A 21,842-nucleotide genomic window follows, 5' to 3' on the forward strand; every position below is an offset into this window, starting at 1 on the left:
GTGGCGGAGCCGCAGTCTAGCGCAGCCGTTGCAGGCCACAGGCGGGCACGACGGCATCCCACGGGAAGCACACGCCGGGGTCGAGCTTGCGACGGATCTGCCGCGCGGGATCGTCGCTGGCCGGCATCAGGTCGGTATCCAGGTCTTCGTGGCCGGCGATCAGGCGCAGCCTGGGAAACTCGTCGCGCAACCGCGCCAGCAGGGCGAGCAGGGCGTCGATCTGCGCGGCGGGGTAGGGCTCGGTCATGGTCTGGCGGCGCGAATCGAACCAGTCGGGGTAGCGGCCCGCGTTCACGAGTTCGATGCCGATCGAATTCGCGTTGTGCCCGCGCACGTGATGGGCGATGCGGGTGCCGGGCACGTAACGGAGCACCGCGCCGTCGCGGTCGACGTAGTAGTGGCCGCTGTTGCCGGTGCCGCTGGCGTGCAGCACGCGTTCGCCGTACTCGCGCGCCATGGCCAGGTCGGGCAGTTCGGTGCAGTGGATCACCACCAGCTCGACCGTCTCGGCCGGGCGCTCGGGCAGCCGGTCGACGTAGGGCAGCGGCTGGTCGTGGAGGGTCAGGGGCATCGGCCAAGTCTCGCATGGCGCGGCCGGAGGCGGAAACGCCGCCTGCTACCATGCGCGTCTTGCCTTCGGCCTTTTCCGGAGACCGCCATGCGCGGCCAGATCATTCTTTCGCACGGCTCGGATTCGGCGCCGGAGGCGACCAAGGTCAGCGCGCTGGCCGCGCTGGCCGAGTCGCTGGGCTGGCGCACGCAGCGGCCGGACTACCGCAGCGACGACGCGCGCGGCCATGCCGGTTCGGTGGCACCGCGGATCGCGCGTCTGCGCGCCACCATCGAATCGCTGGAGGCGCCGCCGTTGCTGGTCGGCTCCAGCATGGGCGCCTTCGTCTCCGGGCTGGTTTCGCTGGACGTGCCGGTGGCCGGTCTGCTGCTGCTAGCCACGCCCAGCGAAATCCCGGGGTACGCGCGGGCGTTCGACCTGCGTACCGGCGTCCCCGCGATGCTGATCCATGGCTGGCGCGACGAGGTGTGCCCGCTGGCCGGCGTGCAGGCGTTCGCCGCGAAGCGCCGCCTGCCGCTGCTGGTGCTGGACGACGACCACCGGCTGGGTTCCAGCATGGACATGATCGCGACGCAATTCCGCAGCATGCTCGACCAACTGGCCGTCGCCGCATGAATCACTACTTCGCCACCTGCCCGAAAGGCATGGAGTACCTGCTGCGCGACGAGCTGGTCGCGCTCGGCGCGCTCGACGTGCGCGAGGCGCTGGCCGGCGCACACTTCTCCGGCACGCTGGAGACCGCCTATCGCGCCTGCCTGTGGTCGCGCCTGGCCAGCCGCATCCTGCTGCCGCTGGCCGAGTTCGATGCGCCCGACGACGAGGCGCTGTACCGCGGCGTGCAGGACATCGACTGGAGCCGGCATCTGGCCGCACACGCGACCTTCGCGGTGGACGCGGGCACTGCGCTGAGCAAGCTCAACCACAGCCAGTTCATCGGCCTGCGCACCAAGGACGCGGTGGTCGACCAGTTCCGCCAGCGCGATGGTTCGCGTCCGGACATCGACACCGACGAGCCTGACATCCGCATCAACCTGCGCCTGCGCCGCGACCGCGCCACCGTGTCGCTGGACCTGGCCGGCTCGCCGCTGCATCGGCGCGGCTGGCGCGAGGAACAAGGCGAGGCGCCGCTGAAGGAAAACCTCGCCGCCGCCATGCTGCTGCGCGCGCGCTGGCCCGAGGTCTACGCGGCCGGCGGCGCGCTGCTCGATCCGATGTGCGGTTCCGGCACCTTGCTGATCGAAGGCGCGCTGATGGCCGCCGACGTGGCGCCCGGTCTGCGCCGCGAATACTTCGGCTTCCTCGGCTGGCAGCAGCACGACATCGCGCTGTGGCGCGGCCTGCTGGACGAGGCGAAGCAGCGCGCCGAGGCCGGCCTGCGCGCGCTGCGCCCGTGCTTCTTCGGCGCCGACGCCGACCCGCACATGGTGCAGACGGCCAAACGCAACGCGCAAGCCGCGGGCGTGGCCGGCTTCTTCACGCTGGACAAGCAGGACGTGACGCGTGTCGCGCCGCCGCCGGGCGTCGACCACGGCCTGGTCATCACCAACCCGCCATACGGCGAACGCCTGGGCGACCGCGCCGAGATGCCGCGTCTGTACCGTGCGCTGGGCGACACCCTGCGTGAGCGCTTCACCGGCTGGCGTGCCGCGGTGCTGGCCGGCGACGTGGAGCTAGGCCGCGCGATGCAGCTGCACGCGGACAAGCGCTACGCGCTGTACAACGGCGCGCTGGAAACCGTGCTGCTGACCTTCGACCTGAAGCCGCGGGAGGAGAAGCCACGCGAGCCGAAGCCGCTCTCCCCCGGCGCGCAGATGCTGAAGAACCGGCTGGAGAAGAACGTCCGGCACCTGCGCAAGCGGCTGGCGCGCGAAGGCATCCGCTGCTGGCGCGCCTACGACCAGGACCTGCCCGAGTATGCCGCGGCGATCGACGTTTACGGCGACACCGGCGGCGACGATCACCTGCACATCCAGGAGTACCGCGCGCCGGCCGACATTCCCGGCGACGTGGCGCGCCAGCGCCTGCGCGAGATTGCCCGCGTCGCCGGCGAAGTGCTCGGCGTGCCGCGCGAGCGCATCGCGATCAAGACCCGCGAACGCGGCAAGGGCGGCTCCAAGTACGGCCAGTTCGACCAGCGCGGCGAGTTCATCGAGGTGGAGGAAGACGGCCTGAAGTTCCTGGTCAACCTCACCGACTACCTGGACACCGGCCTGTTCCTCGATCACCGGCTGGTGCGCGCGAAGGTCCGCGAGCTGGCCGAAGGCAAGTGCTTCCTCAACCTGTTCGCCTACACCGCCACCGCCAGCGTGCACGCGGCAGCCGGCGGCGCGCTGGAAACCACCAGCGTGGATCTGTCCGCCACCTATCTGGAGTGGGCATCGCGCAACCTCGCGCTGAACGGTTTCATCGGTGCCGACCATCGGCTGATGCAGTTCGACGCGCTGGAATTCCTGCAGCGCGATCGCGGCCGTTACGGCCTGATCTTCGTCGACCCGCCGACATTCTCCAACTCCAAGCGCGCCGAGGATTTCGACGTGCAGCGCGACCACGTGAAGCTGCTCGAAGCCTGCAACGAGCGACTGACCCGCGACGGCGTGATCGTGTTCTCCAACAACTTTCGCCGCTTCAGGCTCGATCGCGAGGCGCTGGAAGCGCACTTCGAGATCGAGGACTGGAGCGCAGCGAGCATCCCGTTCGACTTCGCCCGCCGCGCCGACATTCATGGTTGCTGGCTGCTGCGCCGGCGCCGGGCTGCGACGGGGATCAACCCGTGGGACACGGCGCGCATCAAGCAGTGAGCCTTTCAGTGCGCATTAAGCCCGCGCGCTCGACTATCCGCGCGTACAACGGAGAGCGATCATGAATACAGCGGGTTTGCGTGCTTCCGGCAAGAATGCCGCGATCGGTCTGGCGCTGGTCGCCGCGTTGGCGATGCCCCTGGGCGCGTCCGCGCACGGCTGGGGCGGGCATGGCCATCGCGGCGGCTACCATGGCGGTTATCACGGCGGCTACTACGGTCATGGCGGTCACTGGAGCGGCGGTCGCTGGATCGCCGGTGCCATTGTCACTGGCGCCGTGGTCGGTCTGGTCGCCGACGCCATGCGGCCGGCTCCGGTTTATTACGATCCGCCGGTCGTCTATCGCGCGCCGCGCACGGTGGTGTACGAGTACGGCGCGCCGGTGGTGACCCGCCGCGTGGTGGAAACCCGCACGGTGGTTTACGACGACCCTTACCAGACGCGTTACATCCGCGATGACGGCTACGACCGCGACGACGGTTACGCCGGCAACTGATCCACGCCGCATGGCGGCACCCGCGCGAGCCCGGCTTCGGTCGGGCTCGCGCTTTTTTGCGCTTCGCCTTCAGGTGTGCCTGGATCACAACTTCTGAACAAGTTTCGCGGCATCCTTGCGGGTATGCCTTGCCGTACCACCATGCCGCTGACCCACCACCGTTTTGGCAGGCCGTCGCGATTGCGGTATCGCGCATGAGTGCCGATTCACCGTTGCTTCGGGCCGGTATCGCAGCGCGCTTCGCCCAGGTGCGCCAGCAGACGCAGGCGCTGTGCACGAACCTGACGGCCGAGGACATGCAACTGCAGTCCATGCCCGACGCCAGCCCGGCCAAATGGCACCTGGCACATACCACCTGGTTCTTCGAGACCTTCGTGCTCGCGCACGACCCGGCCTGGAAGCCGCGCGACCCGGCCTGGCATTACCTGTTCAATTCCTACTACCAGTCGGTCGGCCCGATGCACGTGCGCGCGCAGCGCGGCCTGCTGTCGCGCCCCTCGCTCGACGAGGTGCGCGATTACCGCCGGCGCGTGGACGAGGCGGTGCTGGCCTTGCTGGAGCGCCATGACGATCCGGAACTGGCGAGCCTGGTCGAACTCGGCCTGCAGCACGAGCAGCAGCACCAGGAGTTGTTGCTGACCGACATCAAGCATGCATTCTGGTGCAATCCCTTGCAGCCGGCGCTGCGCCCGGCGATTGCGGCGTCCGCGCACGCGCCGCCGGTGCCGCTGAGGTTCATCGCCGGCCGCGAGGGCATCGTCGAGATCGGCCATCGGGGCGAAGGCTTCGCCTTCGACAACGAAACCCCGCGCCACCGCGCGCTGCTGCAACCGCACGCGCTGGCCAACCGGCCGGTGACCAATGCCGAATACCTGGCGTTCGTGCGCGAGGGCGGGTATCGCGAGCCCGGCCTGTGGCTGTCCGATGGCTGGGCCACCGTGCAGCGCGAAAACTGGCGACACCCGCTCTACTGGCAGGACGACCTGGCCAGCGAGTTCACCCTGTCCGGCGTGCGTGCGCTCGATCCCGCCGAGCCCGTTTGCCATTTGAGTTACTACGAGGCCGATGCGTTTGCGCGTTGGGCCGGCGCCCGCCTGCCCACCGAGGCGGAATGGGAGTCGGCCGCGCAAGGCGTGCCGATCGAGGGCAACCTGCAGCAAGGCGAACGGTTCCATCCGCTGCCGGCGCAGGCCGGGACCGGGATGCTGCAGTTGTACGGCGACGCATGGGAATGGACGGCTTCGCCGTACGTCGGTTACCCCGGTTATCGACCGCTGGCCGGTTCGCTGGGCGAATACAACGGCAAGTTCATGTGCGGGCAATGGGTGTTGCGCGGCGGCTCCTGTGTCACCCCGCGCGATCATTTGCGCGCCAGCTACCGCAACTTTTTTCCACCCCACGCCCGCTGGCAGTTTGCCGGGCTGCGACTGGGACAGGATCGATGAACAGTGTGCAAGCCTGCGGCCTTCGCGACGACGAACGCCGCCCGCCCGCCGGCGAATTGCTCGAAGTCGTCCGGCACGGGCTGGCGCTGAAGCCCAAACGGTTGCCATCGTGGCTGTTCTACGACGAGCGCGGCTCGGCCTTGTTCGAGCAGATCTGCGAGCAGCCGGAGTACTACCTCACCCGCTGCGAGATCGCGTTGATGGACGAGCACGCCGCCGACATCGGCGACACCCTCGGCAGCGACGTGCGGCTGGTCGAGTACGGCAGCGGCAGCGGACGCAAGACGCGCATGCTGCTGCGCCACCTGCGCGAGCCGGTGAGTTACGTGCCGGTGGAAATCTCGCCCGAGCCGTTGCAACAGAGCGTGCAGTGCCTGGCGCAGGAGTTTCCGCAACTGCCGCTGCAGCCGCTGTGCGCCGATTTCAGCAAGCCGCTGCGCCTGCCGATTCCGCCGCGGGCGCCGCGACGCACGGTGCTGTATTTCCCGGGTTCCACCATCGGCAATTTCGAGGCGCACGACGCGGTGGCCCTGCTGCGCAAGATGCGCAACGAGATGGGCGACGCCGGCGGCATTCTGATCGGGGTGGACCTGAAAAAGGACCCGGCGCTGATCGAGGCCGCCTACAACGACGCCGCCGGCGTCACCGCCGAGTTCACCCTGAACATGCTGGCGCGGCTCAACCGCGAAATCGGCAGCGACTTCGACCTGGCGGCATTCGCCCATCGCGCGCGCTACAACCCGATGGCCGGGCGTATCGAGACACAGCTGGTCAGCCGGCGCGAGCAGCACGTGGCGATCGGGCGCGGCAAGGTACGCTTCGGCGTGGACGAGGCGATCCAGGTCGAATACAGCTGCAAGTATTCGCTGGAAGATTTCGCGGCACTGGCGGACAAGGCCGGGCTGGCGGTGCAACGATCATGGACCGACCCGCAACGGATGTTCAGCGTGCAATATCTGGTGCGCGCCGGCCTGCTGGCGCGCTGAACAGCCGGCCGGGCGCCGGCGTCAGCCGTCCAGCGACGCGGCAAACAGGATGCAGGCATCGCCGGCAATGGTCACCTCGACCGGCGCGTCGTCCACGATGCGCACCTCGACGTGGACGACCCCGTCGCGGCGCAGCGCGCGGCCCTGGTGGCCGGCGAAGCGCAGCGTCGCTCCGTCGTGCGGCATCAGTCGATGGTTGACCAGGTAGGCACCCAACGGGCCGTTGGCGTTGCCGGTGACGGGGTCTTCGTCGATGCCGATCGCGGGGGCGAACATGCGCCCGTCGGTGGCGGCCTGGCCCTTGCGCAACTGGAACACGAAATAGCCGTTGCAGCCGATCTCCGCGCTCAGTGCCGCCAGCGCGGACATTCGTGGTGCCAGCGCATCGAGATCGACCGTCGGCTCCAGTGGCACCATGACCTTGCCATGGCCCGTGGATACCACCTGCAGCGGCAGCGCCGCGGTCAGCTGGTCGTCGGTCACGCCCAGCGCGGCGGCGATGCGGTGGCGGACGGATGCATCCAGCGGCGGGTCGATGCGCGGGCGTTCCTGCTGCATGAAGACGCGCCGGCCACCGGCCTCGTTGCGGCCGATGCGGATGCGCTGGATGCCGGCGGCGGTCTTCTGCCGGAACTCGCTGTCGCCGAAGCCGGGCAAGCCCGCCCGCACGTAATGGGTGGCGATCGTGGCGTGGCCGCATAACGGCACTTCGGTGGTCGGGGAAAAGTAGCGCAGCCGCACGTCGTGGTCGGCGCCGTCCGGCGCCAGCACGAAGGCCGTCTCGGAGTGCTTCAGTTCCCGCGCGAGGTCCTGCATCTCGGCATCGGACATGCCGTCGGCGCCGAGCACCACGCCCGCCGGGTTGCCCCGGAAGCGCGTGGTGGTGAAGGCGTCGACGTGGAACAGCGTGCGCTGGTTCATGGCGGCCCAGCCCGGCCCGCGGTTGGTGGGTGGCGTTACCTGGCGCCGTACAACGCCTTCACGTCGCGGGTCAGCGCGGCCTGGCTGTCCGCGCGCGAATAGAACATGTGGCCGCCGGGATATTCCTTCACCTGCACGCGGGTCGGGTCGCCCATCGCCGGCATCTGGTCGACCGCCAGCACCGAGACCATGAACGGGCACGACAGGTCATCCCAGCCGTGCGCGATCAGCACGCGCAGCTTGGGGTCGTTGGCCACCGCCTCGCGCAGCTGGCTGACCGAGCCTTCGCGGGCATCGTCGTCCTCGTGCCACAGGCGGTTCACCTCGTAGCTCAGCGCGTTGTAGCGGCCGGCGACTTTCCAGCCCACGGTCTGGGTGACGAAGTTGACCATCGCGCTGGTGGTCGGCGCGATGATGCTGTTGAGCAGCGGGTCGCCGGTGCGCTGGGACGGCGCATGCGGGAACGGGTCCCAGGCGGTGACGTTGGAATCGTAGCGGCTGCCCAGCTTGCCCTCGGCGCGATACACCTCGCGCAGGTAGGCCTGGGTCTCGATGCGGCCGCCAGAACGCTTGACGAACACCGGGTCCAGCCCGGTCAGCTCGGTCACTTTCCGGATCATCGCCTCGGTGGCGGCCGGGTCGGAGCGACCCTTCATCAGCGTGGTCGCGTATTCGCCGCGGGTGTAGGCGATGATCGGCGCCATCGCCTCGGCACTGAGCTTGCCCTCGCGCTCCAGGTGGGCGGCGGCGATCGAGGGCAGGGTGGTCATCCACGGCAGCGGCGAGACGGTGTCGTCGCTCCACGCCGACGGGTCGAGGTACGGCGAGATCAGCGTCACGCCGCTCATCGCCACGCCCAGCTGGGTCTGCATGTACTCGGTGATGCGCGGGCCGCGGAAGCCGCCGTAGCTTTCGCCCACGTAGTACTTGCGCGAATCCATGCGGCCGTTCTTCACCAGCCAGTCGTACATGATGCGCGAGAGGTACTTGATGTCGACGTCGGTGCTGTAGAAATCCTTGGTTGCCTGCTTGTCGTCGACCAGTGCGCGGCTGTAGCCGGTGCCCACCGGGTCGATGAAGACCAGGTCGGTGAAGCCCAGCCAGGTCCCGGGATTGTCGTTCAGCACCGGCGGGTCGGAGGGCGAGTCGCCGGCATCGCCGAAGCTCACTTTCTTCGGGCCGATCGCGCCCAGGTTGAGGTAGACCGACGAGGCGCCCGGGCCGCCGTTGAGCGCGAAGGTCACCGGCCGGTCCTTGCCGGGGATGGTGTAGGCGGTGAACACCACTTCGGCGGTCTTGTTGCCCTTCTCATCGCGCACCGGCAGCGAACCCACGGTCACGGTGTACTTGAGCGTCTTGCCATCGACCGTGGTGGTCTGCGTCACGTGCGCATCGGCGGGAAACGGCGGCAACTGGAAGCCGTCCTTGCCGGTTGCCTCGGTGCTCGCTGCCGGCTTGGGGGTATCGGCCGCCACGGCGGCAGTGGTGAACCCCGTCAACAGCAGGGCGGCCATCAGGGCAAACGGCAGGGACTTGCGCACAGGTGTCTCCTTGGGCGTAAAGACCGAAGCCTAAACGCGTGGCGCACGTGCCGAGTGTGCTGAAAGGCATGGGTGGCCCGTGCCAGCTCAGCCCGGCACGGCCAGCGGCGCATCCTGCATGGCCGGCAGCGCCAGGCGCTCCATCCACCCTTCGAAGCCGAGCAGGAGGGACCGCAGCGACTGCAGCGTAGACGGGTCGGTCAGCCAACCCCGGGCGTCGAAGCGATCGGCGGCGCGGGCCACGAACAGGCTGGGGCCCGGCATCACCAGTGCACCGCAGGTGTGCAGCACCTGACGCAGCGAAGCCTGCGCCAGCCGGGTACCCCACGGACCGGAACTGGCGCCGAGCACGGCCACGGGCTTGCCGGCGAGCACGTCGCCGGCGGGGCTTTCGCGCGAGAGCCAGTCCAGCGCGTTCTTCAACACGCCCGGCAGTGCCTGGTTGTACTCGGGCGTGGCAATGACCACGCCGTCCGCGGCGGCGATGGCGGCGCGCAGCGCCTTCACGCCGGCCGGCCCTGCGGGTTCGCGCTGCTCGAGGTCTTCGTCGAACAGCGGCACGGTGGCCAGGTCGTCGTAGACGTCCAACTGCATGCCGGCCGGCGCCTGGAGCGCTGCGGCGTGGAGCAGGCTGCGGTTCCAGGAGGCGCGGCGCAGGCTGCCGGCCAGGGCAAGCACGCGGCGGATGGGGACGGTATGGAAAACGGTCATGGCGAAACCTCGGGCAGGGAGAGAAGTCAGGGCTCGATCAGGAGCAGCACGGCGCAGGCCATCAGCAGCGCACCCATCGCGATGTCGACGCCGCGGCGCACCGCCGGATGCGCCAGCCAGCAGGCCAGCCAGGCGCCGAGCAGCGCCCACAGCAGCAGGCACGTGGCGGGAATCAGCACGAACAGGCCGGCCAGCGTCAGGTAGTCGCGCAGGCCGGCGGCGGGGAGCGCCGCCAGCACGGTCAGCACGAGCACCCAGCTTTTCGGGTTGAGGAACTGAAAGCCGACCAGGCCCAGCGTTCCCGTCGGCAGGCGCGCCGACCCCGTGGGCGGCGCGGACGCCACGCCGGCGAAGCACAGCGACAGGCCGAGCCATGCCAGGTACAGCGCGCCGACCACGACGGCACCGTGGCGCAGCGGCGGCCAGGTGGCGAATGCCGCGCCCGCGCCCAGCGCCATGAGCGCCAGCAGCAACAGCCCACCGGTCACGATGCCGGCGATCGCCGGCAGCGCGCCGCGCAGGCCCGCCTGCCCCGCGGCCTGCAGCACCACGAGATTGTTCGGGCCGGGGCTGATTGCCGCCACGCCGAGCAGCGCGGCGGCGGCAAGCCATGCATCCACGTTCATGCTTCCATCCAGGCAATGGTCGAATGCAGTACAGGCTGGTCCGCTTTGCTGGTCGGTGCGGTGACTTCAATGGTCTAGAATTGCGACCATGGAAGACTTGCCGCTGAATGCCCTGCGCGCCTTCGCCATGGTCCATGCTCATGGCGGCGTGCGTGCCGCTGCGCGGGAACTTGGCATGGCGCACTCCTCGGTGAGCCGGCACCTCGCCGAGCTGGATCACTGGCTCGGCGTGCCGCTGCTGCGCGCGTCGGCCGGGCGCGGTGCGCTGGTGTTCACCCCGCAGGGCGAGGCGCTGGGGCGTGCCACGCTGGCCGGCCTGCGCGCGATCGAGCAGGCGGTCGCGGCCTTGCGCGAGACCCGGCCGGCGCACGCGGTGACGCTGTCCACCTCGCCCTCGTTCGCGATCCGCTGGCTGCTGCCACGCCTGCCCGCGCTGGAAAAGGCGCATCCGAAGATCGAGCTGTCGGTGCAGGTGGAGCAACGCCTCGATGCGCTGGACGACGGCCGCATCGATCTGGCCATCCGCATGGGCACGGGGCCCTGGCCGGAACTGCATGCCGAGGCGTTGCTGGACGATGCGCTGTATCCGGTGATGAGCCCGGCACTGTGGCAGGCGTCCGGACGTCCCTCGGAGCCGGCGCATCTGGCCGGCCTGCGCTTGCTGCACGACCGCGATCCGCAGGCGTCATGGGAAGCGTGGCGCGGTGCACACGGACCGGCAAAGCTCGCGTTGCAGCGCGGCGCGCGCTACACCTCGTCGGACCTGGTGCTGCGGGCGGCGATGCAGGGGCAGGGTGTGGCCTTGGCGCGCCATCGGCTGGCGGCGGACGACGTGGCGAACGGCAGCCTGGTGCGCCCGTTCGGCCGACTCGACGTGCCGTTGGGCACCTCGTACTGGATCGTGCGCCCGCCGGCGAAGCCCCGCGCGGCTGTGGCGGCGGTGATCGACTGGCTGCGCTGGCAGGCGGCAGGTACGGCCGCGCGCTGATCAGCCGCGCGCCAGCGCGCCTTCGACGAACTGCTGCAACTGCGCCGCGTTCAGCGCGCCGGACTGCCGCGCGATCTCGCGGCCCTGCCTGAACATGATCAGGGTGGGGATGCTGCGGATGTTGAAGCGCGTGGCGATCTGCGGCTGCGCCTCGGTGTCCAGCTTGGCCAGCCGCAGTCGCGGCTCGAGCTTGCTGGCAGCCTGCACGAACACCGGCGCGAAACCGACGCAGGGCCCGCACCACGGCGCCCAGAAATCCACCAGCACCGGCAAGTCGCCGCGTCCGGCGATCGCGTCGAAGTTCACGGTCGTGAGTTCCGCCGGATGCCCTTCGAACAAGCCCTGCTTGCAGCGGCCGCAGTTCGGGTGTTCGGCGACACGCTCGGCGGGCACGCGGTTGAGTGCGCTGCAATGCGGGCAGGGGATGGTCAGTGCGGTACTCACGGCAGACTCCGGCGACGGGCAGGCGATACCCTGCACTGCAGATGGCGGCAGCCGCGGCGGAATCCAAGCCGGGTGCGGCCGGCGGTTCAGGCCATCCGGCGCGGCACGAAGCGCAACGCCACCGAGTTCATGCAATAGCGCAGGCCGGTCGGGCGCGGGCCGTCATTGAAGACGTGGCCGAGGTGGCTGTCGCAGCCCTTGCAGCTGATCGCCGTGCGGGTCATGCCGAACAGGTGGTCGGTCGACTCGACCAGATTGCGCCGCGCGATCGGCTGCCAGAAGCTGGGCCAGCCGGTGCCGGAGTCGAACTCGGTGGCTGCGTCGTACAGCGCCGTGCCGCAGGCGAGGCAGCGGAACAGACCGGGCACGGCGGGGCGTTCATGCTCGCCGCTGAATGCACGCTCGGTACCTGCGTGACGCATGATTTCGTACGACGCCGGCGACAGCCTCTGCCGCCACTGCGCGTCGCTCAGCACCAGCTTTGGTACCTCGTGCGCGCCGAGATCGCGGCCGGTATCGTCAAAGATTTCCAGCAGCACGTTGCCGGGCTGGCCCACCGGCGTGTTCGCCGCCGCGTGCAGGCGCGGTACCAGCCAGCCGCCGCCCACGGCCAGCAACGCACCGCCGCCGAGCGCGGCGCGCAGGAAGCGGCGGCGATCCATCGCGAGGGTTTCATCGAGACGTGACATGGCTTCCTCCGTCGGGATTGGGGATTCGGGATTTGCAGAGGCAAAGGCATTCGCGATCCTGCTCAGCCGAAAGTGAAGGCGTACGCCCGCACGCCGGGGTCGAGGAAGGTGATCTCGAACAGCCGCTCGCCGCTGCCGTTGGCCTGGCGTACGAGCTGGTACAGGCGCTGGCCGGTGACGGTGCCGTTGCCGTCGGCGTCGGTATCCATGCCGTGGTCGGCGCCGGGCGGTTTGCCGTCGATGGTGACGCGGAAGCGGATCGGCTTGCCATCGGCCGCCGGGCCGAGCACCAGGTGCAGGTCGCGCCCGCGGAAGCGATACATGATGGCGCCACCGGCCTGTTCCAGCTGCGCGTCCTCGTCGTGCACTGTCCAGCGCCCGTCCAGCGACCACTGGTTGGCGGCCAGCGCCGCCGGCGCGCGGTAATCGTGCGCCTCGTCGCGGGCCACGCGGCCGCCGACGAAATTCCTGGCGCGGGCGTAGCCGACGTAGGTCTCGGGCGAACGGGTGGGATCGTTCGACGCGGCGGCTTCGACGCCGCGATGGTCGTCGCGCACGTAGCCGCCGGGCAGGTTCTTCTGGCCGGCCTCGGCCAGCAGCTGGCGGATCACGTCCTCGCTTTGCCGATATTCGCCTTCGCCGAAGTGGTGGTGGCGGATCTGTCCCCGCGCGTCGATGAAGTAGTGCGCCGGCCAGTATTGGTTGTTGAAGCCTTGCCAAATCGCGTAATCGTTGTCCAACGCCACCGGGTAGTCGACGCCGAGATCCTTCACCGCCTTGGCCACGTTGGCCGGGTTCTTTTCGAAGGCGAACTCCGGTGCGTGGACGCCGATCACCACCAGGCCGTGATCCTTGTACTTGTCGGCCCAGCCGCGCACGTACGGCAGCGAGCGGATGCAGTTGATGCAGGAGTAGGTCCAGAAATCGACCAGCACCACCTTGCCGCGCAGCGATGCGGTGGTCAGCGGCGGGCTGTTGAGCCACTGTGTGGCGCCGGCCAGCGACGGGAACGTGCCTTCCACCGGCAGCGGGTCGCCGGCCTTGAGCTGTGGTTGCGGCGCCGGTGCCGGGCGCACGGCGTCGATCAGCTTCTGTTCGATGCCGCTGGTGCTGGCCAGCGAGACGCGGGTGAGCAGGCCGGTGTCCAGGCCCAGCGCGATCGCGGCCACGCCGCACAGCACCAGCACGCCGAGCGCCCGACGTACCCACTCGCCGACGCCCAGCGAGCGCTTCATCAGTGCGAACACCTTGCCGCCGATCAGCAGCGCCAGGCCAAGCGAGGTGGCCGCACCGGCGGCATAGGTGAGCAGCAGCAGGGTGGTCTGCACGCTGGCGCCGTTCAGCGCCGCGCCGGTCAGCAGCAGGCCGAGGATCGGCCCCGCGCACGGCGCCCACAGCAGGCCGGTGGCGACGCCGAGACCGGCCGCGCCCCAGACCGAGTCGCCATCGCCGGCCGAGCGCTGCGACAGCCGGTTGCCCAGCGCCACGAACGGGCGGGTGATCCATTCGGCCAGGTGGGTCGACAGCAGGGTCAGGCCGAGCAAGGCCAGCACCGCCATCGCCACCCAGCGGCCGTACTGGTTCGCGTGCACCGCCCAGCCGCCGCCGAGGGCCGCCAACGTGGCGACGACGGCGAAGGTGATCGCCATGCCAAGCAACATCGGGAAACCGTTGCGCATGAACGGCCGGTCGGAGCGGGCGAACACGAACGGCAGCACCGGCAGGATGCACGGGCTGAGGATGGTCAGGACGCCGCCGAGGTAGGCGAGGATCAACACGAGCATGGAGTTTTCATCCGTGGGTGGTTGCCTGATGATTCGCCGCCGCCTCCGCCGGGGTTACATGCGGATACGAGGTAACGTCGGCGCCAGATGCAGCGAAGACTTCGGTGGAGCGTTCCGTCGTGGAGCGAACATGGTGCAAGCCTTGACCGCCACCGCCTTCATGGGTCTAGATAGTGGACTTCTCCGCGGGATGAGTCTCGTCCGGACCGTGCCAGCCGAATCCGCCGCCGCCAGCGAATCGCCCGACCAGCGCCGATCGGCGTGGATGGCCGCTGCGCAGGCCGGCGACCGGCGCGCCTACGAAAAGCTGCTGGCCGATTCGGTGGCCCTGATCCGCGCCGTCGCGCGACGCCAGGGCGTGGCGCAGGACCAGCTCGACGACGTGGTGCAGGAAACCCTGCTCACCGTGCATCGAGTGCGCCACACCTACGATCCTGCCCGCTCCTACGACGCCTGGCTCGGTGCGATCGCCGGCCGCCGCGCGATCGACTCCCTGCGCAGCCGCGGCCGCCGCGACAGCCGCGAACTGCACGATGAATTTGCGCTGGACAATCACCCGGACCGCGACGACGCCAGCGCCGCTACCGAGAGCGAGCAGCGCGCGCAGCGCCTGCGCGAGGCGATCGCCGGGCTGCCGCCGGGCCAGCGCGAGGCCGTGGAACAACTCGGCCTGCACGAGCGCTCCCTCAGCGAGGCGGCCGAGCTGACCGGGCGCAACACCGGCGCACTGAAAGTGAACCTGCATCGCGCGCTGAAGGCGCTGCGCGGGCGTTTCCATGGAGAACCCTGACGTGATGTCCGACCCGCGAGTCCATGAGGCGCTGATCGACCGCCTGGGTACCGAGCTGGTGCCAGTGCGGCGACTGCTGCCGCCATGGCTGCGCACCGCCGGCTGGCTGTCGCTGGTGGCGGCGCTGGCGGTCGGGCTGCTGCTGCATTACGGCGCCAGCCCGATGCTGCGGCGATGGGCCGCCACGCCGGACCTGGCCTGGGCCGGCATCGGCGCGGTGCTTACGGCGGTGGGCGCGGCCTGGGCGGCGTTCGCGCTGGGCGTGCCGGGGCGGCATGGCGCCTGGGCCTGGTTGCCGGTGCCCGGGGCTCTGCTGTGGATTGGCGCCAGTGGTCTCGGCTGCCTGCGCAACTGGGTCGCGCCGGGCACGGAAGTGGCCGGGGTACATCAGTCCGCCGATTGCCTGGTCTTCATCATCGCCTTCTCGATCCCGCTGTCCGCGCTGCTGATCGTGCTGTTGCGCCGCGCCTGCCCGCTGCGGCCGGTGCTCACCGCGGTGCTGATCGGCCTGGCCAGCGCCGCCGCCTCGGCCAGCCTGCTGGAGATCTGCCATGCGTTCGACTCCGCTGCCACCGACCTGCTGACGCACGCGCTGGCCGTCGCCGCGGTGGTGGCCGTCAACGCCGCCATGGGCGGGCGGTTGTTGTCGAAAGCGTAGGGATTCGGCAGAAGCGTCGCACGCGCCGCGTAGGGCGGGCACCGTCCGCCGGCTTTTGGCCTTGCGACATCGCGACAAGAGCGGCGGGCATTGCCCGCCCTACGCTCTGTTGACGCATGCGCTGGCGGTGGCCGTGGTGGTGGCCGTCAATGCGGCGATGGGCGGGCGGCTGCTGTCGCGGGCCTGAACTCAGTCGCGGAAGTTGTCGAACTGCAGCGGCAGCTCGACCTCGGACTTGCGCAACACCGCCATCGCCGCCTGCAGGTCGTCGCGCTTCTTGCCGCTGACGCGCAGCTTGTCGCCGTTGATCTGCGCCTCGACCTTGAGCTTGGCCGCCTTCAGCTCGGCCACCAGTTTCTTCGCCACCGGCTGCTCGATGCCCTGCTTGACGGTGATCTTCTGGCGCGAGCCGCCCAGGTTGGTTTCCGGGTCGCCGACGTCCAGCGCGCGCACGTCGATCTTCCGCGCGATCAGGCGGGCGCGCAGGATGTCCAGCATCTGCTGCAGCTGGAATTCGCTGGGGGCGCTCTGGGCGATCACGCCATCGTCCAGCACGTACTTCGCGTCCACGCCCTTGAAGTCGAAGCGCGTGCCGAGTTCGCGGTTGGCCTGGTCGACGGCATTGGTCAGTTCGTGCTTGTCGACTTCGGAGATCACGTCGAAGGAAGGCATGGCGGCGGCTCGCTGGGAACAGGAGGCAAAGTGTAAGCGATGGCGCTGGGCGATAATGGCGCAACCCTCACTTCCGTCATTCCGGCGCAAGCCGGAATCCGGCGCCTTTCAACGGACACAGTCACCGGGTCCCGGCTTGACCGACCCTTCGGTCGTTGAAAGGCGCCGCGCCGGGATGACGAACAACGAGCTTGATGGCGTGACCATGGTGAGTTCTTGAAAACCGACGTGTTGATCATCGGCGCCGGCGCCGCCGGCCTGATGTGCGCGATCACCGCCGGCCAGCGCGGCCGGCGCGTGCTGGTGGTCGATCACGCCAACAAGGTCGGCAAGAAAATCCTGATGTCCGGCGGCGGCCGCTGCAACTTCACCAACCTGGGCACGACGCCGGCGAATTACCTCTCGGCCAACCCGCATTTCGCCAAGTCCGCGCTGGCGCGCTACACGCCGAGGGACTTCATCGCGCTGGTCGAGAAGCATCGCATTGCCTGGCACGAGAAGGAGCTGGGCCAGTTGTTCTGCGACGACTCCTCGAAGCAGATTGTGCGCATGCTGCTGGACGAGTGCGCCGCGGCCGGCGTCACGGTGGAGGCGAACTGCGCCGTGCAACGCGTGCGCAGGACGCCGGAGGGCTTCAGCGTGCACACCGCGCGCGGCGAGGTGCATGCCGAGTCGCTGGTGGTCGCCTCGGGCGGCCTGTCGATTCCCAGCATGGGCGCCAGCGGTTTCGGTTACGAACTGGCGCGCCAGTTCGGCCACGCCGTGCTGCCCACGCGCGCCGGCCTGGTGCCGCTGACGCTGAGCGGCAAGCACCAGGAGCATTACGCGGATCTGGCCGGTGTGGCGTTGCCGAGGGTGGAGGCCCGCGTGGGCAGGCAGGGTTTTCGCGCCGGATTGCTGTTCACCCATCGCGGCATCAGCGGCCCGGCGATCCTGCAGATCTCCTCGTACTGGCAGCCCGGCGACGACTTGCGCCTCGACTTGCTGCCGGACCTCGACGTCGGCGCCTGGCTGGTCGACCAACGCACGGCGCGGCCGCTGGCCGAACTGAAGACCGTGCTCGGCGAGGTGTTGCCGAAGCGCCTCGCGCAGCGGTTGTGCGAGCAATGGCTCGGCAACCGCCCGATGCGCCAGTACCGCGAGACCGAACTGACGCAGATCGGCGTGCAGCTCGCCGCGTGGCCGATCACCGCCAGCGGCACGGAAGGCTACCGCACCGCCGAAGTCACTCTCGGCGGCGTCGACACCGATGGCCTCTCCTCCAGCACGATGCAATCGAAACTCGTGCCCGGCCTCTACTTCATCGGCGAGGTGGTCGACGTCACCGGCTGGCTCGGCGGCTACAACTTCCAGTGGGCGTGGGCGTCGGGGCAGGCGGCGGGCGCGGCGGCCTGATGCCGGTTGCTTGACGCCTCCGGCCGGGGGCTGCAGCATCGTGCGACGGAATTTCCAACGCGCCGCGCCCGCCATCGGGCGGCGGCGCATCTCCAGGGGAGGGCGGCCGATGGCAACGCTGGACAAGGGCAAGCTGGTCGACCCGGCGATCGAGGTCAAGCTGTATGCGTCGATCGAGCATGGCAGCCTGGATGCCGTCCACGCGATCGTGCTGCATCGTACCGATTCCTCCACCGCCACCAGCACGCTCGAAGCGTACGCGGGCGGCAAGCAGACCGGCGCGCACTTCTTGATCGACAAGGCCGGCAAGATCTGCCAGACCGCACGCGTCGATCAGGTGTGCTGGCACGTCGGTGTGCTGCAGGCGCGCTGCCAGGTCGAACACGGCTGCGATCCGCAGGAACTGAAGACGATTGCCTCGCTCATGCACGCGAAAGGCGTGGGCTTCGGTACCCGCGCGAAGAACCTTTCGCGACATGAACTGGGCAAGCCGTATCCCTCGCGCTATCCCTCCAACCAGGACTCGCTGGGGATCGAGGTGGTGGGCACGTTCCAGCCCGCGCAGAAGGCGTTCGAGGCGCCGACGCCGGAACAACTGAAGTCGCTCAAGTACCTGGTGGATATTCTGGTCGGCCTGTTCGGCCTGAACCTGTTGGGCGACGTCTACGCGCACGGCGCGATCGCCCGCAAGGAGGTCACCGAGGGCGCCCAGTTGCTGCAGGCGCTGACCGCTGGGGGCAAGCCGTGAAGGCGTTGGGCCTGGTGCTGCTGAGCGCAGCGCTGGCTGCGTGTGTGCCGGTGCGCGGCAATGGCGGCATCGAGGTTGTTTCGTTGCAGCGGCAGGTCGATGCCACGCGCGCCGACGCCGACATCTGCAGCGCGTTGACGCTCAGTCGCGCGGACGTGGCGCGGTATTTCACGCTGGCCGAGGTGGTCGACCCGGCCACGTTCGACGCCGAGGCGATCATCATGCCGTGCAGCTACCGCGGCACCCTGCGCCGTGCGGGCCAGCTCTACCACTGGGAGATTTTCGCCGGCGGGGCAGCCTATCTGTACGACGGCGGGGAAACCAACCAGCGCTACCTTTGCCGCGAGTCGTGCCTCGCGGCGCTGCCGAACCTGCGCTGAGCGGCGCGCCGATTCATCGCGGGGCCTGCAGCGATCCCGCCGACGGTTGCAGGTCGCCGGGCGCCAGGGTCGCCCAGTGGAGGTGGTGCGGATCGAAACCGCTCTCGATCATCGGCTTGATGATGCGGAAGTAGGGCGAGATGTCGAAGTCGCGCGGCGTGAACAGGCTGGAGCTGCGGATGTGCAGGATCTCCTGGCGCGCGCGCTGGGTGCCGCGCAACTGGCGGTAGTCGCGGTCCAGCATCGGCAGGATCGGATAACGCACGCTGTGGAAGGCCGCCGCGATCAGCGACGAGCAGATCGCCCGGGTCGGCTCGCCGCTGCCCAGCGCCAGCAGGCGCCGGCGCCAGCGTCCGGGCACCGGCGGCGTCGGCAGCAGGTAGCGCATCAGGTCGATCACGTTGCGCATGTCGTAGCGCTGGCCGAGGCGACGCGCGGCGTGTTCGATCACCTGCTCGATCTCGCCGGCGTGCAACCCGACCGGGCGGCAGATGCGCGTGTGCGCCCCGCGATACGCCTGCAGCGGCAGCGCACGCACGCCTTCCACCACGTCGGCTTCGATCAGCACGTGCGCACCGAGCGCGGGGTAGCGGTCGCGCAGGGTGTCGCCCACGTACAACGCCGCGTGCGACCAGCTCGACTGGGTGACGTACTTGATCGCGGTGCCGATGCGGCTGTTGCCGTCGACCAGCAGCACGTCGGCCGGCCGCAGCGATGCCTCCAGCATGTCGTGGCGCGAGGTGCCGAAATGCATGCCGCCGACGCGCGGCTTCGAGAGGTAACGGGCCAGGGCACGGCCCAGCCTGTGCAAGGGATGGAACACGATCGTGCGCTCCCGGCGGTCGCAGGTGCGACGAGCTTAAGCCGTGGGCGCGTGCGTGTCAGCGCCCGAGCAGAAAGCCGCTTTCACCGGCACCGAGAGACTGGAAGCTCACGCCGACCAGGCCAGGCTGCCGTCGACGATGGTGTGGCTGCGCCCGCCGACCCAGATCGCGTCGTTGTCGATGTGCACCATCAGCTGCGCGTCGTGGCCGATCTCGCGGCCCTGGCTGACCTGGTAGCCGCGGGCCAGCGGGCCATGCGGTTCGGCGTGTGCGATCCAGGCGGCGATCAACCCGTTGGCGGCGCCGGAGGCGGGGTCTTCGACGATGCCCACGCCGGCGGGGAATGCGCGCACCACCAGTCGCGGCTGATCCGATGCCACGCGTGCGAAGGCGCACAGCCCCATGCTGCTGCTGGCGCGGGCCAGCGCAAGAATGGCCACGTGGTCGGGTTGCCATGCGCGCAGGCTGGCCTCGTCGGCGACCTCGGCCAGCCACCAGCGTCGGCCGCCGTCGACCAGCGCCGGCGGCAGCGCGCCATCGGTCACGCCGTGCAGCGCTGCGGCCAGCAGCGGGTTTGCGTCGCGGCCGGTCGCCAGCACGCGTTCGCCCGGCGAGCGCAGCAGCAGTTCGCGCATGGCGCCGCTGCCTTCGACCCGGATCGGCAACACGCCAGCGCCGCACTCCTGCCACAGCAGTCCGTCGCGCGGCGTGGCCAGACCTGCTTCCAGCGCCGCATGGGCGCTGCCGATGCTGGGGTGGCCGGCAAACGGGATCTCCTCGTGCGGCGTGAAGATGCGCACCCGATAGCTCGCCCGGGGGTCGGTCGGCGGTAGCAGGAAGGTGGTTTCCACCAGCGCCGTCCAGCGCGCGAAACGCTGCATCGCCGCGCTGTCCCAGCCGTCCGCGCCGATCACCACGCCCAGGTGGTTGCCACCGCCGAGGGTGGCCGCAAAGACGTCCAGATGCAGGTAACGGAGCGGGCTCATGTGTTTCGTCCGACCGCGGGGCGCGGTGCAAAACGGCAGATGATAGAGGGGCAGCCACGGCGGCGACACTGCCGCTTTCGCATAAGCCGCGCCGCGCCGGGCATAAGTGCGCCGGGGCGCCGGGCGAGTCGACAAGCCCGGGGCAAGGCGCCAAGATGCCGACTTTTGCGTCGCGGAACCGTCCATGCCGATCACCTTGGCCATCATTGCCATCACCTGCATCGTCTCGTTCATGGCGTTCAAGAACGCGCGGCTGATGAACGACCTGATCCTGTGGCCGCCGGCGATCACCCGCCAGCGCGAGTACCACCGGCTGGTGACCTACGGCGTGGTGCACGCGGATTTCGGCCACCTGCTGTTCAACATGTTCACGCTGTTCTTCTTCGGGCGTGCGATGGAGCCGTTCTACACCGGCGTGCTCGGCACGCTGGGGTTCGCGCTGTTCTACATCGGCGGGCTGGTGGTCTCGATCCTGCCGACCTGGCTGAAGAACCGGAACAACCCGGACTATCGCAGCCTGGGTGCGTCGGGCGCCGTGTCGGCGGTGCTGTTCGCCTACATCCTGATCGCGCCCTGGCAGCAGATCATCGTGCTGGTGATCCCGATGCCGGCAATCGTCTACGCGGTGCTGTACACCGCCTATTCGATCTACATGGACCGGCGCGGGCAGGGCAACGTCAACCACAGCGCGCACCTGTGGGGCGCAGCCTATGGCGTGCTGTTCACCATCGCGATCAATCATCGCGTGCTGCCGCACTTTCTCGACGCGCTGATGCACCCGGGCTGAGCGCGCGTTCGGTCGGCCCGCAGATGAACGCTTCTTGCGCTGCGTAATGCCGTCGCGCGCCGATACGCGCATACTGGCCGCGTTGCTCACCGCTCACCGCAGGAGAACGAACGCATGGCAATGACCCGCAAGTCGGCAGCGAAGACGTCCGCGGCAGGGAAAGCATCGGCGAAAAAGTCCGCAGCGAAAAAGCCAGTCGCGAAGAAAGCCGCCGCGAAGAAGTCCGTCGCGAAGAAATCAGTTGCGAAGAAATCAGTTGCGAAGAAATCAGTTGCGAAGAAAGCTCCGGCGAAAAAGGTCGCCGTGAAGAAGGCAGCCGCCAGGAAGTCCCCGGCGAAGAAAACCGCCGCGAAGAAGGCCGTCGCCAAGCGCACGACCGGCCCGCGCAGCGCGAAGAAGGCGACGCCCCGGCGGCCAGAGACAAAGAAGGTCGCTGGCCGCAAGGCCGCGCCGAAGCCGGCAGCAAAGAAATCGCGCGCCAGCGCCAGCGCGGCATCGCGCAAGCCGGCCGTACGCAAGGCCGCGTCCGCGAAGAAGCCTGCCGCGAGGAAGGCAGCGGCCAAGAAGCCGTTGGCCACGCGGCCAGCCGCACCTCGGGTCGC

At 69.3% G+C, this 21,842-nt stretch carries 24 protein-coding genes and 1 pseudogene; 14 read left to right on the top strand and 11 right to left on the bottom strand.

Annotation, left to right across the window (positions count from 1 at the left end; all coding sequences use genetic code 11):
• Nucleotides 1-16 precede the first annotated feature (16 nt).
• The gene (locus ACVCMC_RS02305) at nt 17-571 is read right to left on the bottom strand and encodes an N-acetylmuramoyl-L-alanine amidase (RefSeq protein ID WP_447098525.1); all 555 of its coding nucleotides are present in this window, start codon (nt 569-571) and stop codon (nt 17-19) included.
• Between the two features lie 87 nt (nt 572-658).
• Here ACVCMC_RS02305 and ACVCMC_RS02310 point away from each other — a divergent pair, with 87 nt between their 5' ends.
• From ACVCMC_RS02310 to egtD, 5 genes are all read left to right on the top strand, one after another.
• Nucleotides 659-1,186: an alpha/beta hydrolase gene (locus ACVCMC_RS02310; protein ID WP_447098526.1), complete on the top strand. Its 528-nt coding sequence runs from the start codon at nt 659-661 to the stop codon at nt 1,184-1,186.
• On the top strand, nt 1,183-3,369 hold the full coding sequence (gene rlmKL / locus ACVCMC_RS02315; protein WP_447098527.1) for a bifunctional 23S rRNA (guanine(2069)-N(7))-methyltransferase RlmK/23S rRNA (guanine(2445)-N(2))-methyltransferase RlmL: 2,187 nt from the start codon (nt 1,183-1,185) through the stop codon (nt 3,367-3,369). The genes ACVCMC_RS02310 and rlmKL overlap by 4 nt, the downstream gene beginning before the upstream one ends.
• 61 nt (nt 3,370-3,430) lie before the next feature.
• A complete protein-coding gene (locus tag ACVCMC_RS02320) occupies nt 3,431-3,865 on the top strand; it encodes a hypothetical protein (RefSeq protein WP_447098528.1) in 435 nt (144 codons plus the stop codon).
• 194 nt (nt 3,866-4,059) lie between these two features.
• On the top strand, nt 4,060-5,310 hold the full coding sequence (gene egtB / locus ACVCMC_RS02325) for an ergothioneine biosynthesis protein EgtB (protein ID WP_447098529.1): 1,251 nt from the start codon (nt 4,060-4,062) through the stop codon (nt 5,308-5,310).
• Complete coding sequence (gene egtD / locus ACVCMC_RS02330; RefSeq protein WP_447098530.1) at nt 5,307-6,296, top strand: L-histidine N(alpha)-methyltransferase; 990 nt, start codon at nt 5,307-5,309, stop codon at nt 6,294-6,296. Before egtB ends, egtD begins: the two co-directional genes overlap by 4 nt.
• 21 nt (nt 6,297-6,317) lie before the next feature.
• Here the strand turns inward: egtD and ACVCMC_RS02335 are convergent, their stop codons facing one another.
• The 4 genes from ACVCMC_RS02335 to ACVCMC_RS02350 form a co-directional block, all read right to left on the bottom strand.
• A complete protein-coding gene (locus ACVCMC_RS02335) occupies nt 6,318-7,217 on the bottom strand; it encodes a PhzF family isomerase (protein WP_447098531.1) in 900 nt (299 codons plus the stop codon).
• A gap of 35 nt (nt 7,218-7,252) precedes the next feature.
• On the bottom strand, nt 7,253-8,758 hold the full coding sequence (locus ACVCMC_RS02340) for a S10 family peptidase (RefSeq protein WP_447098532.1): 1,506 nt from the start codon (nt 8,756-8,758) through the stop codon (nt 7,253-7,255).
• A gap of 87 nt (nt 8,759-8,845) precedes the next feature.
• Nucleotides 8,846-9,469, bottom strand: coding sequence for an NADPH-dependent FMN reductase (locus ACVCMC_RS02345; RefSeq protein WP_447098533.1), 624 nt, complete (start codon nt 9,467-9,469; stop codon nt 8,846-8,848).
• A 26-nt stretch (nt 9,470-9,495) separates the two neighbouring features.
• Entirely contained in the window at nt 9,496-10,095 is a 600-nt protein-coding gene (locus ACVCMC_RS02350) for a LysE family translocator (RefSeq protein ID WP_447098534.1), read from the bottom strand.
• A gap of 88 nt (nt 10,096-10,183) precedes the next feature.
• On the opposite strand from ACVCMC_RS02350, the gene ACVCMC_RS02355 reads away from it, so the two are divergent.
• On the top strand, nt 10,184-11,083 hold the full coding sequence (locus ACVCMC_RS02355) for a LysR substrate-binding domain-containing protein (RefSeq protein WP_447098535.1): 900 nt from the start codon (nt 10,184-10,186) through the stop codon (nt 11,081-11,083).
• On the opposite strand, the gene trxC is transcribed toward ACVCMC_RS02355, so the two are convergent.
• The 3 genes from trxC to ACVCMC_RS02370 all read right to left on the bottom strand — a co-directional run bounded on the left by trxC (nt 11,084) and on the right by ACVCMC_RS02370 (nt 14,000).
• A complete protein-coding gene (trxC, locus tag ACVCMC_RS02360) occupies nt 11,084-11,527 on the bottom strand; it encodes a thioredoxin TrxC (RefSeq protein ID WP_447098536.1) in 444 nt (147 codons plus the stop codon).
• Nucleotides 11,528-11,613: 86 nt separating this feature from the next.
• Complete coding sequence (msrB, locus tag ACVCMC_RS02365) at nt 11,614-12,216, bottom strand: peptide-methionine (R)-S-oxide reductase MsrB (RefSeq protein ID WP_447098537.1); 603 nt, start codon at nt 12,214-12,216, stop codon at nt 11,614-11,616.
• Nucleotides 12,217-12,278: 62 nt separating this feature from the next.
• Complete coding sequence (locus tag ACVCMC_RS02370) at nt 12,279-14,000, bottom strand: cytochrome c biogenesis protein DipZ (protein WP_447098538.1); 1,722 nt, start codon at nt 13,998-14,000, stop codon at nt 12,279-12,281.
• A gap of 190 nt (nt 14,001-14,190) precedes the next feature.
• Here ACVCMC_RS02370 and ACVCMC_RS02375 point away from each other — a divergent pair, with 190 nt between their 5' ends.
• The 3 genes from ACVCMC_RS02375 (at nt 14,191) to ACVCMC_RS02385 (ending at nt 15,635) form a co-directional block, all read left to right on the top strand.
• Nucleotides 14,191-14,790: a sigma-70 family RNA polymerase sigma factor gene (locus tag ACVCMC_RS02375; RefSeq protein WP_447098539.1), complete on the top strand. Its 600-nt coding sequence runs from the start codon at nt 14,191-14,193 to the stop codon at nt 14,788-14,790.
• Nucleotides 14,791-14,794: 4 nt separating this feature from the next.
• Nucleotides 14,795-15,448, top strand: coding sequence for an NrsF family protein (locus tag ACVCMC_RS02380; RefSeq protein WP_447099443.1), 654 nt, complete (start codon nt 14,795-14,797; stop codon nt 15,446-15,448).
• A gap of 61 nt (nt 15,449-15,509) precedes the next feature.
• Entirely contained in the window at nt 15,510-15,635 is a 126-nt protein-coding gene (locus tag ACVCMC_RS02385) for a hypothetical protein (protein WP_447098540.1), read from the top strand.
• A 2-nt stretch (nt 15,636-15,637) separates the two neighbouring features.
• Here the strand turns inward: ACVCMC_RS02385 and ACVCMC_RS02390 are convergent, their stop codons facing one another.
• A complete protein-coding gene (locus ACVCMC_RS02390; RefSeq protein WP_447098541.1) occupies nt 15,638-16,120 on the bottom strand; it encodes a YajQ family cyclic di-GMP-binding protein in 483 nt (160 codons plus the stop codon).
• Nucleotides 16,121-16,336: 216 nt separating this feature from the next.
• On the opposite strand from ACVCMC_RS02390, the gene ACVCMC_RS02395 reads away from it, so the two are divergent.
• The 3 genes from ACVCMC_RS02395 to ACVCMC_RS02405 all read left to right on the top strand — a co-directional run bounded on the left by ACVCMC_RS02395 (nt 16,337) and on the right by ACVCMC_RS02405 (nt 18,643).
• Entirely contained in the window at nt 16,337-17,515 is a 1,179-nt protein-coding gene (locus tag ACVCMC_RS02395) for an NAD(P)/FAD-dependent oxidoreductase (RefSeq protein ID WP_447098542.1), read from the top strand.
• A gap of 109 nt (nt 17,516-17,624) precedes the next feature.
• The gene (locus ACVCMC_RS02400) at nt 17,625-18,263 is read left to right on the top strand and encodes a peptidoglycan recognition protein family protein (RefSeq protein WP_447098543.1); all 639 of its coding nucleotides are present in this window, start codon (nt 17,625-17,627) and stop codon (nt 18,261-18,263) included.
• Complete coding sequence (locus ACVCMC_RS02405) at nt 18,260-18,643, top strand: hypothetical protein (RefSeq protein ID WP_447098544.1); 384 nt, start codon at nt 18,260-18,262, stop codon at nt 18,641-18,643. Before ACVCMC_RS02400 ends, ACVCMC_RS02405 begins: the two co-directional genes overlap by 4 nt.
• Before the next feature lie 13 nt (nt 18,644-18,656).
• Here the strand turns inward: ACVCMC_RS02405 and ACVCMC_RS02410 are convergent, their stop codons facing one another.
• Both ACVCMC_RS02410 and ACVCMC_RS02415 read right to left on the bottom strand, forming a co-directional pair.
• Nucleotides 18,657-19,466, bottom strand: coding sequence for a YiiX/YebB-like N1pC/P60 family cysteine hydrolase (locus tag ACVCMC_RS02410; RefSeq protein ID WP_447098545.1), 810 nt, complete (start codon nt 19,464-19,466; stop codon nt 18,657-18,659).
• Between the two features lie 108 nt (nt 19,467-19,574).
• Complete coding sequence (locus ACVCMC_RS02415; RefSeq protein ID WP_447098546.1) at nt 19,575-20,453, bottom strand: PhzF family phenazine biosynthesis protein; 879 nt, start codon at nt 20,451-20,453, stop codon at nt 19,575-19,577.
• Nucleotides 20,454-20,637: 184 nt separating this feature from the next.
• Between ACVCMC_RS02415 and ACVCMC_RS02420 the strand changes: the two genes are divergently transcribed.
• Complete coding sequence (locus ACVCMC_RS02420) at nt 20,638-21,240, top strand: rhomboid family intramembrane serine protease (protein WP_447098547.1); 603 nt, start codon at nt 20,638-20,640, stop codon at nt 21,238-21,240.
• 120 nt (nt 21,241-21,360) lie between these two features.
• Nucleotides 21,361-21,558: pseudogene (locus ACVCMC_RS02425) on the top strand (hypothetical protein); the annotation flags it as partial.
• Nucleotides 21,559-21,842: the final 284 nt, after the last annotated feature.

This window comes from Rhodanobacter sp. UC4452_H20 (assembly GCF_052978205.1).